Origin of the sequence: Parafrankia sp. EUN1f (assembly GCF_000177675.1) — a bacterium.
GTDB lineage: Bacteria > Actinomycetota > Actinomycetes > Frankiales > Frankiaceae > Parafrankia.
Genome location: NZ_ADGX01000194.1, coordinates 1 through 14504 on the forward strand (window position 1 = coordinate 1; position 14504 = coordinate 14504).

The window sequence follows — 14504 nt, forward strand, 5'->3', positions numbered from 1 at the left end:
CGTTACAGCACCCGCAAGGTCAAGTCCCCCCTCTCCCGCTACCACGCCCGGCCCGCCGGAGACGACCGGCCACTGGTCACCACCAGCATCGCGACCGTGACCACCGAGATCCACCCCCCAGCCACCCCCGCCACACCCGCGGCCAGCCACCGCAACCGGACACCACCCCGGCAAGCCACCCCGGCGCTCACCCGGCCCGCCGTGCCACCACCGGACACCGACCCGACAGCACCGGACCAGCCATCCCACCGCCCGGCACCCACCGCGACCGACGTCCTGGACCTCCTGCGCGGCGATCCTCACCGCGCCTGGCACAGCAGGGACATCGCCCGGATCCTCCACGTCACGAACATCAACAGCTTCCGCACCCGGATGTCGCAGTGGGCCCGCCAGGGGCTCCTCCACAAGACCGACCGAGCGACCTACACCCTGACCTCAAACACCCTTGACAGCAACCGAGATCACTTAACTACGCGGCCTTGTCGGAAGATCTGAGGATTTTGGTTGTTCTGGCGACCACGATCTTCAGGTCTCGCTCGGCAGCGGCGGCGGCCCGAAATCGCACCTCGGAAGATCCGAGGATCTTCGTCGTTGTGGCGACCGGGATCTTCAGGTCTTGCTCGGCGGCAACGAAGCGGCGCTCGCTCGCCCGAGTCGCGTTGCGGGACGCGGCAGGTCGCGTCCATCGTGGCCGCCGGGCTCAGTCATCTGCCGATCCGCTACGAGTTCGCCTGACCGCCCCGGCGCGCGCCCGGCCATGCGTGCCTTGGCCCATGCGTGCCTGGCCCGCGCGCGCCTGTCACGGTCGTGGGGGCATCCGCCAGGGGCTTGCCGGGCGCAGCTGGTCGGCCGCCCACAGCAGTGATCGGGCCAGGGCGCGGGCCTCGTCGGGGTCGAGATAGGCCGCGGCCAGGCTGTCGAGCATCGGGGCGTCGACCCGCAGCAGGACGACAGGTGCTGCGCCTGTGCTGGCAGGAGGCTCAGGCCGGACAGTGATCTCCGCCTGCCCGATCTTCGTGATCAGGATGCCGTCCCGCGGGTCATGGTGGACGAGCGCCATGGTCTCCTCTTCGATCGAGCCGGAAGCAACCAGTTCTCGTGAAGGGTTGGACTCCCGTTGACTCTTCATGGTTGCTCGCGGGCGGTTCTTGTCGTTTTGTCGACGCCCCGCCGTCAGCGGGCGCCCCAGGAGTAGGTCTGCTTGACCAGGCGCAGGTAGACGAACGTCTCCGTCTCCCTGACCTGCGGCAGCGCCCGGATCTGGTCGTTGATCAGGGAAAGTAGGTGCTCGTCGTCCTCGGCCACCAGCTCGACCAGGATGTCGAAGGTGCCCGCGGTGAGCACGACGTAGTCGACCTCGGGCAGCTGGGCGAGCGCGTCGGCGACCTCGCGGGTGTCGCCGGAGACCCGGACGCCGACCATGGCCTCACGGCGGAAGCCGACGCGCAGCGGATCGGTCACCGCGACGATCTGCATGACGCCGGCGTCGAGGAGGCGCTGGACGCGCTGGCGTACCGCCGCCTCCGACAGGCCGACGCTGGCGGCCATCGAGGCGTAGGAGCGCCGCCCGTCCTGCTGGAGCTGCTCGATGATCGCCTTGTTGATGTCATCCAGCAGCGGCTCGGCTGCCTGGCGCTGACCGGGCGACCGGCGTGGCTGCACGCGACATCCTCCTGGATGGTTCGTCCGACGGACGTCGATCGTGGGGTGGTTACTCGCTGTGCGTCATCGTATTGCGGTCGTGGCACCAATAGGGATGCGGTCTTCACAACCCTTGCTTTCCACCGATTCCATTGTAAACGCCATCCTCGGTCTACGATTTCAGTAGGCGACAACAGAGGAGGGCGCGGTGATGGTTCCGGACGCGACGACCTTGGCCTCTCGTCCCGACGTCTCCGCCGAGACGATCGCCGGCCTGATGGCGCGCGAGGAGCGTGCGCTGGAGAGCCGCACGCAGGGGTCGCGGGCCCTGCACGCCCGGGCGGCCCGGACGATGACCGGCGGGGTCCCGTCGTCCTACCAGGCCCGCGAGCCCTGGCCGATCTATCTCACCCGCGGCAGTGGCCCGCGGGTGTGGGACGTCGACGGCAACGAGTACTCCGACTTCCACAACGGGTACGGCTCGATGGTGCAGGGCCACGCGCACCCGGCGATCGTGCGGGCCGTGAGTGAACGGATCCCGCTCGGATCACACTTCGCCATGCCGACCGAGGACTCCGTGATCGTCAGCGAGGAGCTGGCCCGCCGCTTCGGCCTGCCGCAGTGGCGTTTCGTCAACTCCGGCTCCGAGGCGACCATGGACGCCATCCGGATCGCCCGCGGGGTGACCGGCCGGGACCCCATCGTGAAGATCTTCGGCTCTTACCACGGGCACCACGACTACGTGATGGTCTCCATCGGTACGCCGTACGACGACATCGGCCCGCCCGACCGGATGAACTCCCTCAGCTACGGCGCCGGGATCCCCCAGGCCGTCGTCGACCTCACCGTGGCGGTGCCGTTCAACGACGCCGCAGCGATGGAACGACGGATCGAGGCGCTCGAGGCCGAGGGCCGCAAACCCGCCTGCGTGATCATGGAAGCGGCCATGATGAACCTGGGGGTCGTGCTGCCCGAGCCCGGGTATCTGCAGGCCGTCCGTGAGATCACCCGCAGGCACGGCATCGTGCTCATCTTCGACGAGGTCAAGACCGGGCTGTGCGTCGCCGCCGGCGGCGCGGTCGAGCGGTTCGGCGTGCTCCCGGACATGGTGACCCTCGCCAAGGCGCTCGGCGGCGGGCTGCCGACCGGCGCCATCGGCGCCACCGAGGAGCTGATGGCGGTGGTCGCCTCGGACAAGGTGAAACAGGTCGGTACCTACAACGGAAACCCCCTGGCGATGGCGGCCGCGCGCGCGAACCTGCTCGAGGTGCTGACCCCCGAGGCGTACGCCCACCTGGACCGGCTCAACGACCGGCTGATGGCGGGCTGCCGCGACATCCTGGCCCGGCACGGCCTGGCGGGCTACCCGGTCGGGATCAGCTCCAAGGGCTGCGTCCACTTCACCGACGCCCCGATCCGCGACTACACCTCGTTCATGGCGCACCAGAACGCGGCCCTGCCGGAGCTCGCCTGGCTCTACAACGCGAACCGGGCGGTGCTGATGGCTCCCGGCCGCGAGGAGGAGTGGACGTTGTCCGTGCAGCACACCGACGCGGACGTCGACCGCTACCTGGACAGCCTGGACGCGATGGCGGGAGACCTCGCCCGCCGCTGACAGTGCCGCTGGCTGCGGGCTGCTGACAGCCGCTGGCGCTGGCGGCTGGTGCCGCTGGCAGCCGCTGCCGCTGGCGGCCGCTGTCGGCAGCGCGCCGCGTCACGTGCGGCGGCCCCGTTCGGCGTCCCGCGGTCAGCGGCCCCCGGTGAGCGCCGCCAGGACGGAACCGAGCCGGGACGGCCGACCGGTGCGGTTCTCCCTGGCGTCGACCGCGCGGGCCAGCCGGGTGCCGCCGGTGATGCCGAGCCACCGCAGCGGCTCCGGCTCCCAGCGCCGCCGTTCGCCGCGCACCCAGGGCAGGCCGGTCCGCTCCGAGCTGCGCCCCGTGATCAGCTCGGCCAGGGTCTGGCCGGCCAGCGCGCTCGCCGCCACCCCGTCCCCGACGTAGCCGCCGGCGTGCGCCAGCCCCGTCGCGCGGTCCAGGTGGACCGATGGTGTCCAGTCGCGGGGCACGCCCAGCGGCCCGCCCCATCGGTGCGTGATCCGAGCCGTCGCCGCGGCTGGGAACAACGTGGCGAGGGTCTGCCGCAGGTGGTCGAAGACGGCTGGCTCGACGTCGAAGGACGGGCGGATCCGGGAGCCGAAGTGGTACGGCGTGCCCTCGCCGCCGAGCACGATCCGTCCGTCGGCGGTGCGCTGCGCATAGATGATCATGTGTCGGTCGTCGGTCACCGCCACCCTGCGCTCCCAGCCGATATCGTCCCATGTCGCGGGGCTCAGCGGCTCGGTCGCCACGACCAGGGAGTAGATCGGCGCGACCTCGCGGCGCAGCCCCGGCAACGTGGCGGTGTAGCCCTCGGTGGCGCGCACGATGACGTCGGCGCGCACGACGCCGCCGTCGAGGACCACCCGCCCCGGAACGATGCGGCGGGCTGGGCTGCGTTCGAACACCGTGACCCCGCGGCGCTCGGCGGCGGCCGCGAGCCCGCGCACGAGGCGGCCCGGATGCAGTACCGCGCAGTCGGGGTCGAGCACCCCGCCCTCGGCCCCGGCGACCCGGACGATCCCGGCGACCTCGTTCGCGTCCAGCCACTCGGTGCCGGCGGTACGGCGCAGGCGGGTCGCCTGGGCCGGCGTGGTGGCCACGCGCAGCGTCCCGGCCTTGACGAAGTCGCAGTCGATGCCCTCCTCGCGGGCGATTGCCCCGATCTCGTCGATGGCCGCCGCCAGCGCGGGACGCATCTGCGCGGCGAGCGCGGCGGTCGGGAACAGCGCCGAGCACCAGCCCCCGTTGCGCCCGGACGCGCCGAAGCCGACGGTCTCCTTCTCGACGACGACCACCCGCAGCGCCGGATGGGTGCGGGCGAGGTGGTAGGCGGTCCAGAGGCCGGTATAGCCGGCACCCACCACGCAGACGTCGGCGGTGAGCGCGCCGCGGGCGCGGGGACCGAGCGGGCGGCCCGACTCGTCCGGGGCACCGGCCCACAGCGACCAGCCGGTCGGGCTCACCAACGCGCGGTCCGCGCCGCTGTCGCCTGGTCGGGCGTCGTCCGATCCGGTCTCGTCCGATGCGGTCTCGCCTGGCCCGATCTCGATCGGTCCGGTCTCGATCGGTCCGGTCTCGATCGGTCGGGTGTCGCTGTCGCTCACGGTGTCCGTGCCTCCGCTGGGACGTGCCGGTCGTCGTGGCTGCCGGTCCAGGCGCGCGACCGCAACCACCGCGGTCCCCGGTCCCCGGTCCCCGGGCCCCGCATCCGTCCCGGGACCCGCATCAGGGTCGCATCCTCGCGATGCCGGGGCCGACAGCGGGTTTCTGAGCGACTTCCAAAACGCCCATTAACGAAGGTTTCGATTGTCTAGGAGTCGGCCCGGCACGCTATCCGCGTCGAAAGGTTCGTGGAACCATCGGGTCCGATGGGTAGGGGCCCTGGACCCAAGGAAGCGCGCACTGAACGCCGGCAGAGGGAGAAGGCGGATGGACCGGACGCTGAACAACTTCGTCGGCGGGAAGTCGGTGCCGTCGCGGGATGGCCGGACAATGCCGGTACTGGATCCCTCCACCGGCGAGATCCTCGCCCACGCGCCGATCTCCGCGGGGGCGGACGTCGACGCGGCGGTACGCGCCGCGGCGGAGGCCTTCGAGGAATGGCGGTACACCACCCCGGGCGAGCGGTCCCGTGCGTTGCTGCGGCTGGCGGACGCCGTCGAGAGCCGGTCGGACCAGATCGCCGCGGTGGAGTGTGCGAACACCGGGAAACCGCTTCAGCTCACCCTGGACGAGGAGATCGCGCCGTCGGCCGACCAGATCCGGTTCTTCGCCGGCGCCGCCCGGCTGCTGGAGGGACGCGCCGCCGGGGAGTACCTGCCGGACCACACCAGTTACGTCCGGCGTGAGCCGGTGGGGGTCTGTGCTCAGGTCACGCCGTGGAACTACCCGTTGATGATGGCGGTCTGGAAGGTCGCGCCCGCACTGGCCGCCGGGAACACGGTCGTGCTCAAACCGGCGGAGACCACGCCGGCCAGCTCGTTGCTGCTGGCCGAGATCGCCGCGGAGTTCCTGCCACCGGGTGTGCTCAATGTGGTCTGTGGTGACCGTGACACCGGGCGTGCGATGGTCGCCCATCCCGGTCCCGCGATGGCTTCGGTGACCGGCAGCGTCCGGGCCGGGATGGAGGTCGCCCGGGCAGCCGCGGATTCGCTCAAGCGGGTGCATCTGGAGCTCGGCGGCAAGGCGCCGGTGATCGTCTTCGACGACGTCGACCCGGCGGAGGTGGCGCCCGCCATCGCCGGTGCCGCGTACTTCAACGCGGGGCAGGACTGCACGGCGGCCACCCGGGTGCTGGCCGGGCCAGGCATCGCCGACGAGCTGGCGAACGCGCTCGCCGAGGCCGCGCGCGTGACCGTCACCGGCCCGCCCCGCCAGCCGGGAGCGCCCGCCGCAGCCGGCCCCGGCCCCGGCTCAGGCGGCGACGCCGGCGCCGACGCCGACTTCGGGCCCCTCAACAGCGCCGGCCAGCTCGAGCGGGTCAGCGGGTTCGTCGAGCGCAGGCCGGAGCACGCCCGCCTGCTCGCCGGCGGGACGACCGATGACCGGCCCGGGTACTTCTACCCGGCCACCGTCATCGCGGGGTTGCGCCAGGAGGACGAGCTGGTCCAGCAGGAGGTGTTCGGCCCCGTGGTGACAGTCCAGACGTTCTCGTCCGAGGACGAGGCTGTGACCTGGGCGAACGGCGTGGAGTACGGACTTGCGTCCAGCGTCTGGACAGCTGATCACTCGCGCGCCATGCGCGTCACCCGACGGCTCGACTTCGGCTGCGTGTGGGTGAACACGCACATTCCGATCGTCGCGGAGATGCCGCATGGAGGGTTCAAGAAGAGCGGATATGGAAAGGATCTGTCCGTCTACGGGCTGGAGGAGTACACCCGTATCAAGCACGTCATGCACAACTTCGCATTCCAGGGCGGGCGGCGGTGACGGTCGGTGGCCGGAAGTCGGGAAGAGCGGCGTGTGGTCACGCGGAGCCCGGGAGCCGGGAAGGACCTGCGCAGCCGCTTCGTGACCGTGCACGGATATCGGCGCGCCTATCTGCGGGCGGGCCGGGGCCCGGCACTCCTGCTGATCCACGGTATCGGGGACAACTCGGGAACCTGGCGTGACCTGATCCCGGAGCTGGCACGGGGCCGCACGGTGATAGCCCCGGACCTGCTCGGGCATGGCCTTTCGGACAAGCCTCGGGGCGACTACTCGGTCGCGGGCTATGCGTGCGGGATGCGGGATCTGCTCACCGTCCTGGGCATCGAGCGCGTGACCGTCGTCGGCCATTCGCTGGGCGGGGGAGTGGCGATGCAGTTCGCCTACCAGTTCCCGGCCCGCTGCGAACGGCTCGTCCTGGTTTCGGCCGGAGGTGTCGGGCCGGACCTGCACCCGCTCCTGCGGGCCGCGACGGTCCCGGGCTCGGGTCATGTGCTGTCGCTGTTGGCCAGTGCGCCGGTCCGTAGTGTCAGCCCGATGGTCGTGGGCGCGCTGCGGCTGTTGCACACCGATGTCGGCCGGGACGCAGACGATCTGATGCGGGTCTTCGCCTCGTTGCAGATGTCGACGGCCCGGCAGGCGTTCCTGCGCACCCTGCGTTCCGCCGTGGACGGCAGAGGGCAGGCGATCACCATGCTCGACCGGTGCTATCTCGCCGCGGGTATGCCCTCACTGATCGTGTGGGGTGAGCACGACGGTGTCATCCCGGTGGAACATGCCAGGATCGCGCACGCGGCCATGCCGGGAAGCCGCCTGGAGATCTTTCCAGACGCCGGACATTATCCGCACCACTCGGATCCGGCCCGATTTCAGGCTGTTCTGGAGGATTTTCTGGCCACCACCCGGCCGGCCAGTCACTCGGATCGACAGTGGCGCGCGTTGCTGCGCTCCCACGGCGCGGGTGGCGAGCGCGGTGAGGGCAAGCGCGGTGAGGGCAAGCGCGATGAAGGCAAGCGCGATGAAGGTAAAAGCGCTGAAGACAGGCGTGGTGAGGGCGGGGGCCGTGGCGAGGGCGCCGGTCGCCGTGGTGAGGGCGGTCGGTCGCAGCCGTTGGCCCCCGCGCCAGGGGTACGACCGGCTCCCGCTGGCGGAGGTACCGCTGCCGGCGGCGGATGACCTTCGGTGCCGCCGGGCGCCGTTCGCCGCGGGGTACGGTGCGATGGGTGCTCATGCCGCGGCGGCGGATCGCGGCGGCAGCGGGATCTCGGCGGCAGCGGGATCTCGGCGCGAGATGCCACGGCGAAGCAACGTGCCGGGTGTACTTGTCCTCATCTGTCTCAGGCGAGCCGTGGACATTACCGGACAACAACTCGCCCGACAAGTACCGGCCGGGCAAGTTAAGTGGACATGTCCAACCGACATCCCGCCACGCCGACCTCGGCCGAAGTAACACGGCGCTGCTTCGATGCTGTCGGTGCCGACGGGTGGCTCCGTCCGGCGACCAGATGATGGTGTGGAGGTGGTGGGGGACACGGGGGTGTCCCCGTGACGGTTGCGCATTACTCTGGCGTGGCCGCTATCGCGAAGTTCATGGAGCGGGAAGGCGCGTTTCTGGCTTATCCTTGGCTGGTAACGCTATTGCCCGTCAAAACCTCGGAGGTCGACCGTTGGCACGCCGTGCGCGACTGAGCTGGCCGCAGGAACATCATCAGGCGAGTGAGGTGGTCGTCCGTCGGGTCGACCCCGGTCGGGGCTGGACCCTCGAACAGGCTCGTGACCTCGTCGAGCAGGGGTACTCCATCGAGAACGTCGCGGAACGGACAGGTTTTCCCGCGAAGATGCTCGACGTCGCCGTCAAAGACTGACTAGTCCTTCATCCCGGCGTTCGTGGAGTCGCGGGCCCGGTGCTGTGGGCATGCTTCCGGGTGTTCCTGACGTCGAGATCCTTCGAGTCGGGCAGGGGCCTGTGGTTCCGGTTGCCGACCGTGTCAACAATGCGTCCGAGCGTGTCTGCCGTCGGCGCCTCTTCGCGTACGTCTTGGCCACGATGTGTGGTCTTCCGCTCTGGCTGACTCTGAGAACTTCACTGAATTGGGGCGGTCAGGTCAATCGTCCTAGTAGTGGTACAGTCACATTCGGCCTGTGAGTCACCCCCAATCGGGTGACTCTTTGTTCTCGTGTGTGTCACTTATTGCGGGCGAGCGGTTCCGGATGATCGGATTCCCGTTAGGTTTCCGTGCCCGGTGGCTCTCTGGAACCGGGCAGCCGTCAAGGGCCGGCCGTCAGCCGTCCGAGGTAAGTGGTCAGCCGTCCGAGGTAAGTGGTCGCCGCGGCCTCGGCGTGGCGGTCACCTCGACCAGCCGGTGCAGATGGTCCGAGTAGAGGCCGTCGAGACCATAGCCGAGCAACCGCCGCAGCGTCGCCGTGGACTGTGCGTCCCACCCGAACGCAAGGATTCCGGCCGCGTGCAGGTCGGCCACGATGCCGGCCCGGGCCGGCGTCCACTCCCGCGCGCGCAGATTCATGGTGTCCACGCCGGCGTCCCGCAGGACGCGGGCATACGCGGCGGCGCCGCCGTTCGCGGCCACCTCCGCGGCCGAGGTTGAGTTCACCAACCTGACATCGCCGTCGAGCTGTCGCCACGCCCGTAGGTCGGACAGCGGGCCACACAGCCACAGCCGCCGCAGGGCGGCCTGGCCGCCGTCGGCCCGGACGACGCTGAGAACCGCTTCGGCGGCCACCGTCGTGGACATCCCCGCGGGGCGGCCCTTCAGGTCCAGGCTGAGCTCGAAGGGCCGGCCGGCGTCCTGGTAGAGCTCGGCGAGGGTGGGCATCCACCCCGGCAGGTCGGCCCGGCGCAGCTCCGCCACCCGCCGCCGCCACGGGAGCCAGGCCGGGCCCAGCGTCGCGTTGTGCCGCAGCACGGGGACGCCGTCGGCGGTCAGCCAGACGTCCGACTCCAGGCCGTTCGCACCCGCCGCCAGCGCGCGCCGGAAAGCGGGCAGGGCGTTCTCCCGCTGGCAGAGAGCCGGCGCGCCGCGGTGCGCGAAGCCGATCACCATGGCGGTGCCGGCCGCGCGCCGACCACCCGGAGCCCCACCGGGCGGGCCGAGGTCCGGGTAGGTCGCGTCAGGTGCGTCGGGCGCGTCACCGGCGGCTCAGCTGGTGAAGTGCTTCAGGGCAAGGTCGTGCAGGTGGCCGTTCGTGGTGAGGATCGTGCCGTGGGACGGCCCGCGCTGCCCGCGCAGGTCGGTGAAGCGCCCGCCGGCCTCCTCGACGATGATCTGGAGGGCGGCGAGGTCCCACAGCGAGACCTCCGGCTCGCAGGCGAGGTCGACGGCGCCCTCGGCGACCATCATGTGCGACCAGAAGTCGCCGTAGGCCCGGCTGCGCCAGACCTGCTCGGCGAGGCTGAGGAACTCCGGCAGCCGGTCGGCCGTCCGCCACCCCTCGATCGAGGCGAACGAGAGGAACGCGTCGGACAACCGGGCGACGGAGGAGACCCGCAGGGCGCGGGTGTCACCGGTGGCGTTCCGGGTGAAGGCGCCCATGCCCTGGGCGGCCCACCAGCGCCGGCTCATCGCCGGTGCGCTCGCGACACCGACGACCATCTCGCCGTCGACCTCGAGACCGAGCAGGGTTCCCCACACGGGCACCCCGCGGACGAAGTTCTTGGTGCCGTCGACGGGGTCGAGAATCCAGCGCCGGCGCGTGTTCTCACCGACGAGGCCCTCCTCCTCGCCGAGCACGCCGTCGCCTGGCCGCGCGACGGCGAGGCGCTCACGGATCATGGACTCGACGGCGGTGTCCGCGTCGGAGACCGGGGTGTTGTCGGGCTTCGACTCGACGTGGAGGTCCACCGCCTGGAAACGGGAGAGGGTGATCCGGTCGGCGGCGTCGGCGAGGCTCAGGGCGAGCGCGAGGTCGTCGGCCAGCCAGCCGGTGGGGTCGACCGCCTCGGCCGGGTTGGCGCTGACGGGGCTCGGGTTTGACGGAGTCACGAGGGAAGACTACGAGTTTCGACGTCGCGGGATCAGCCCTGCGCCCACGGGGCGTGCGGCCTCGATCCGGCCGTCTCGGGCCGCGGGCACATCGTCAGGAGCCGCTGGCCCGCTGTTATCTGGTGTCGCCGTGCGGGTCGGCGGCTCCGCCGGGTCGGCGGGTGTCCGCCCGTAGAGGGCCTGGGACCACACCAGCGTGAGCGTTCTCACTACGACGGCGGGATCCGCACGCGGATGGCGGCCGAGCGTTTCGCGCAGATATGTGTCGGTCATCGCCATCAGCGCCCGTGGGCTCTGCGGGTGCTGGTCGCCGGGAACCGCGCCCCGGGTGCGTTCCCGGTCGACCCGCTCGGCCACGGCGGCGGCGAATCCGTCCACCGTCGCCTGCTGGTAGCGGGCCGCGAGGTCGGGATCCGCCGCGGCGGCGTCCGCGATGGCGCTGAGGATGAGCCCGTGCCGCTGGTAGACGTCGACCAGGGTCTGCGCGGAACGCCGGCAGTCCTCGGCCGGGTCGCCGTTGCCGTCGAACCAGGCGGACGACGTCGCCGAGAGCTCGCCCTCTATCTCGTGGAGCAGCCGGCGCAGCAGATCGGGGAGGTCCCGGAAGTAGGCATAGAACGCCGACCGCCCCAGCCCCGTCCGTGCCATCAGCGCGGCCACGGTGATCGGCCCGTTGGTCTCGGCGGATCCGATCATTTCCGTCGCGGCCCTCAGGATCTCGCGTTCGGCCTCCACCGGCTGCCGGCGCCGGCGGCGGGCTACGCGGGCGAACTCGCTCGCGCGCGGCACCGTCCCTTGATCAATCACAGCCCGAGACTAGGTGCCGCGTTAGCATGATCACCCGATCGGGATCAGGGTTTGTTGATCACATGGTTGAAGCTAGCCCTGCGCGACCGCGCGCAGTTCTGGGACGCCAGTGGTTGTGCGGCACCGTTGCCTCGGTTGTCCGGGCCGGCTCGATGCGGTGGCGCGGTCCGGAGGAGTACGAATCCGCCGGATGAGTTCGCAAGATCCGAGGATTTTCGTCGTTCCCACGACCGAAATCCTCAGGCTTGGAGGCAGCCGGACAGCCCCGGGTTCGCTCGCCAGCGGCGATCGTGGCCACACCGGGTCAGCCAGGCGTGACGCGGGTGGCGAGCAGCCGCCGCAGGCTGGTCACCCGTACGGGGTCGACCCGGCCGGCCTGGACGGCCGCGTCGAGCCCGCAGTCCGGAGCAGTCAGGTGGTCGCACCCGGGCTCACAGTCGACCGTCGCGGCGGCCAGGTCGTCGAAGGCCAGCAGGACCCGTTCGGGCTTGACGGCACCCAGCCCGAACGAGCGGATCCCGGGGGTGTCGACCACCGTCCCCCCGGCGGGCAGGGCGAGCGCCACCGCGGCCGAAGAGGTGTGGCGGCCGCGGCCGGTGACCGCGTTGACCACGCCGATGGCCCGGTCGGCGTTCGGGACGAGTCGGTTCACCAGTGTCGACTTCCCGACCCCGCTGTGGCCGAAGAAGACGCTGGTGGCCTCGTGCAGGAGGGCGAGCAGCGGGTCCAGGTCACCGCCCGGACGGGTGGTGACCACCGGTAGCCCGAGCGGCTCATAGGACTCCCGCACCGGGCCGGGATCCGCGAGGTCCGTCTTGGTCAGGCACAGCACCGGTGTCAACCCGCCGTCGTACGCGGCCACCAGGCACCGGTCGATCAGACCGGTGCGGGGCGGCGGGTCGGTCAGGGCACAGACGATGACGAGCAGATCCGCGTTCGCGACGATGGGCCGCTCGACGGGGTCGGCGTCGTCCGCGGTCCGGCGCAGCAGGCTGCTCCGTTCCTCGCGGCGCACGATGCGGGCCAGGGAACCGGGCCGCCCCGACAGATCACCGACGAGCTCGACCTGGTCGCCGACGACGACCGAGGTCCGGCGCATCGACCCGCCGCGCACGGCGGCGACCAGCTCGGCACCCGCCCCGTCCGCCTCGCCCGCACCAGCCCGTCCGCCCGCCCGCCCGGCCTTGCCACGTGACGCCCCCGACGCACCTGACGCACCTGACGCACCTGACGCACCTGACGCGCCCGTGCCGCCCGGCCGGCAGGTGTAGCGCCCACGGTCGACCGCGACCACGACCGCCCGGGTCGCGTCGGCGTGCTCGGGCCGGATCCGGGTTCGGGGCCGGGAGCCCCGGCCAGGTCGGGTGCGGACGTCGTCCTCGTCCAGTTCGCGTGCCACGGTGTCAGCCGGCCAGCATCGAGGTCCACATCCGGGCGAAATCGGGGACTGTCTTGCCGGTCGTGGCGATGTCGTCGATGGTGACCCCGGGCACCGCGAGGCCGACGACGGCGAAGGTCATCGCCAGCCGGTGGTCGGCGTGCGGGTCGAGGCGCGCACCGCGCAGCGGCACCGGATCGATCCGCAGGCCGTCATCGGTGACGGTGATCCGTGCGCCGAGCTTGCCCAGCTCGCTGGCCAGCGCGGCGAGCCGGTCCGTCTCCTGCAGGCGCAGGTGAGCGATGCCACGCAGCCGGGACGGGGAATCCGCCAGCACCGCGAGGCCCGTCAGCACCGGCGCGGCCTCCCCGAAGTCGGAGAGGTCGGCGTCGATGCCGGCGATCCGCCCGCCGCCGGTGACCCGCAGCCCTTCCGGGCGCTGCTCCGCCTCGGCGCCCATGGCCACCAGCAGCTCGGGCAACAGACGCCCGGGCTGCTCGGTGTGGGCGGGCCAGCCCGGGATCGTGACCTGGCCGCCGGTGGCGACCGCGGCGGCGAGGAAGGCAGTCGCGCTGTTCAGATCGGGCTCGATGACCCGGTCCAGCGGCGCGGGGCCGCCGGGCTCCACCCGCCAACGCCTGATGGAGGCCGCATCGGCCATACCCGCCGGCCGGTCGCCCGGCCCGGGGACGTCGACGTGCACCGTCACCCCGGCCGCGCGCAGGTCGGCGACCGTCATGTCCAGGTAGGGGCCCGACGGCAGCCGGTGCCCCGCGTGCGTCACGGTCGCGCCGCGCTCGAACCGGGACGCCGCGAGCAGCAGCCCGGACACCAGTTGGCTTGACGTCGACGCGTCCACCGTCACCGCACCACCGGCGATGCCGCCGCCGCCGCGCACCGTGAACGGCATCCGATCACCGTCGATCCGCGCGCCGAGCTCCCGCAACGCGGCCAGCAGCGGGGTCAGCGGGCGCTCCCGCATGCGCGGGTCGCCGTCGAAGTGGACGTCGCCCTTGGCCAGGGTGGCCAGCGCCGGCGTGAAGCGCGCGACGGTGCCGGCGTTGCCGCAGTCGATCGAGGCCAGCCCACCGTGGATCGCCCCGACGGGGCCGGCGACGACGAGGTCGGCGCCGCCCGGACCGGGGTCGGTGGCGGTGCCGGGCGCGTCCGTCACCTGCGCGCCCAGATTGCGCAGTGCGGCCGCCATCAGCAGCGTGTCCCGTGAGCGGAGCGGACCACGCAGCCGGGAGACCCCGTCCGCGAGGGCGGCTAGGACCAGCGCGCGGTTGGTGCCGGATTTGGAGCCGGGTACCGCGACGGTTGCTCTGACCGGCCCGGTCGCTACCGGCGCCGGCCACGGGTCGTGTTGCTCGCGCTGCTCGCGGGTGGTGGTGGTCACGGTGCCAGCATGCCGGATTCCGGCCGTCAGTCAGGCCGGCGGGCCGAGGCGATCAGATGAATACCGATCGACTCCCCCTCGCGCTCGGCGGCCAGTTCGACCTCGGTACGGACCAGGGTGGGGAAGCATGAGACGTCCTCGGCGACGGCCCGGCGGACCGCCTCGGCCGAGAGCACGGTGCGCGGGCGGATCCAGTCGACCTCCAGCCCGGCACTGGTCAGCAGGGCACGCAGCTCCTCGGGCCAGAAGCA

General features: G+C 71.6%; 12 protein-coding genes and 2 pseudogenes. 5 read left to right on the plus strand and 9 right to left on the minus strand.

Annotated elements, in window-relative coordinates:
- A pseudogene (locus tag FREUN1FDRAFT_RS34090) lies at positions 1–495 on the plus strand (hypothetical protein); the annotation flags it as partial.
- Between the two features lie 304 nt (positions 496–799).
- Here the strand turns inward: FREUN1FDRAFT_RS34090 and FREUN1FDRAFT_RS34095 are convergent.
- Both FREUN1FDRAFT_RS34095 and FREUN1FDRAFT_RS34100 read right to left on the minus strand, forming a co-directional pair.
- On the minus strand, positions 800–1060 hold the full coding sequence (locus FREUN1FDRAFT_RS34095; protein ID WP_006544920.1) for a hypothetical protein: 261 nt from the start codon (positions 1058–1060) through the stop codon (positions 800–802).
- Positions 1061–1173: 113 nt separating this feature from the next.
- On the minus strand, positions 1174–1662 hold the full coding sequence (locus tag FREUN1FDRAFT_RS34100; RefSeq protein WP_006544921.1) for an Lrp/AsnC family transcriptional regulator: 489 nt from the start codon (positions 1660–1662) through the stop codon (positions 1174–1176).
- 190 nt (positions 1663–1852) lie between these two features.
- Between FREUN1FDRAFT_RS34100 and FREUN1FDRAFT_RS34105 the strand changes: the two genes are divergently transcribed.
- Positions 1853–3256: an aspartate aminotransferase family protein gene (locus FREUN1FDRAFT_RS34105; protein WP_006544922.1), complete on the plus strand. Its 1404-nt coding sequence runs from the start codon at positions 1853–1855 to the stop codon at positions 3254–3256.
- A 132-nt stretch (positions 3257–3388) separates the two neighbouring features.
- Here the strand turns inward: FREUN1FDRAFT_RS34105 and FREUN1FDRAFT_RS34110 are convergent, their stop codons facing one another.
- Positions 3389–4846, minus strand: a complete 1458-nt coding sequence (locus tag FREUN1FDRAFT_RS34110; RefSeq protein ID WP_006544923.1) for an FAD-binding oxidoreductase — start codon at positions 4844–4846, stop codon at positions 3389–3391.
- A 325-nt stretch (positions 4847–5171) separates the two neighbouring features.
- Between FREUN1FDRAFT_RS34110 and FREUN1FDRAFT_RS34115 the strand changes: the two genes are divergently transcribed.
- The 3 genes from FREUN1FDRAFT_RS34115 (at position 5172) to FREUN1FDRAFT_RS34125 (ending at position 8533) form a co-directional block, all read left to right on the plus strand.
- Positions 5172–6671, plus strand: coding sequence for a gamma-aminobutyraldehyde dehydrogenase (locus FREUN1FDRAFT_RS34115; protein WP_006544924.1), 1500 nt, complete (start codon positions 5172–5174; stop codon positions 6669–6671).
- Between the two features lie 33 nt (positions 6672–6704).
- Complete coding sequence (locus FREUN1FDRAFT_RS34120) at positions 6705–7844, plus strand: alpha/beta fold hydrolase (RefSeq protein ID WP_006544925.1); 1140 nt, start codon at positions 6705–6707, stop codon at positions 7842–7844.
- Between the two features lie 491 nt (positions 7845–8335).
- Positions 8336–8533 (plus strand): hypothetical protein, encoded by a 198-nt coding sequence (locus tag FREUN1FDRAFT_RS34125; protein ID WP_006544926.1) that lies wholly within the window; start codon positions 8336–8338, stop codon positions 8531–8533.
- 438 nt (positions 8534–8971) lie between these two features.
- Here FREUN1FDRAFT_RS34125 and FREUN1FDRAFT_RS34130 read toward each other — a convergent pair whose 3' ends face one another.
- The 6 genes and pseudogenes from FREUN1FDRAFT_RS34130 to FREUN1FDRAFT_RS34155 all read right to left on the minus strand — a co-directional run.
- On the minus strand, positions 8972–9730 hold the full coding sequence (locus FREUN1FDRAFT_RS34130) for a glycerophosphodiester phosphodiesterase (protein ID WP_006544927.1): 759 nt from the start codon (positions 9728–9730) through the stop codon (positions 8972–8974).
- A 96-nt stretch (positions 9731–9826) separates the two neighbouring features.
- Complete coding sequence (gene hisN / locus FREUN1FDRAFT_RS34135) at positions 9827–10669, minus strand: histidinol-phosphatase (protein ID WP_006544928.1); 843 nt, start codon at positions 10667–10669, stop codon at positions 9827–9829.
- 9 nt (positions 10670–10678) lie between these two features.
- On the minus strand, positions 10679–11458 hold the full coding sequence (locus tag FREUN1FDRAFT_RS34140) for a hypothetical protein (RefSeq protein ID WP_006544929.1): 780 nt from the start codon (positions 11456–11458) through the stop codon (positions 10679–10681).
- Between the two features lie 322 nt (positions 11459–11780).
- Positions 11781–12875 (minus strand): ribosome small subunit-dependent GTPase A, encoded by a 1095-nt coding sequence (gene rsgA / locus FREUN1FDRAFT_RS34145; protein WP_006544930.1) that lies wholly within the window; start codon positions 12873–12875, stop codon positions 11781–11783.
- A gap of 4 nt (positions 12876–12879) precedes the next feature.
- Positions 12880–14253 carry a 3-phosphoshikimate 1-carboxyvinyltransferase gene (gene aroA, locus FREUN1FDRAFT_RS34150; protein WP_006544931.1) on the minus strand — a complete coding sequence of 458 codons (1374 nt, stop codon included), beginning with the start codon at positions 14251–14253 and terminating at the stop codon, positions 12880–12882.
- Positions 14254–14279: 26 nt separating this feature from the next.
- Positions 14280–14504: pseudogene (locus FREUN1FDRAFT_RS34155) on the minus strand (methyltransferase type 11); the annotation flags it as partial.

Coding starts and splice junctions, on each gene's coding strand:
- FREUN1FDRAFT_RS34095 (WP_006544920.1), bottom strand. CDS start 1,060: ATGGCGCTCGTCCACCATGACCCGCGGGACGGCATCCTGATCACGAAG.
- FREUN1FDRAFT_RS34105 (WP_006544922.1), top strand. CDS start 1,853: ATGGTTCCGGACGCGACGACCTTGGCCTCTCGTCCCGACGTCTCCGCC.
- FREUN1FDRAFT_RS34115 (WP_006544924.1), top strand. CDS start 5,172: ATGGACCGGACGCTGAACAACTTCGTCGGCGGGAAGTCGGTGCCGTCG.
- FREUN1FDRAFT_RS34130 (WP_006544927.1), bottom strand. CDS start 9,730: ATGGTGATCGGCTTCGCGCACCGCGGCGCGCCGGCTCTCTGCCAGCGG.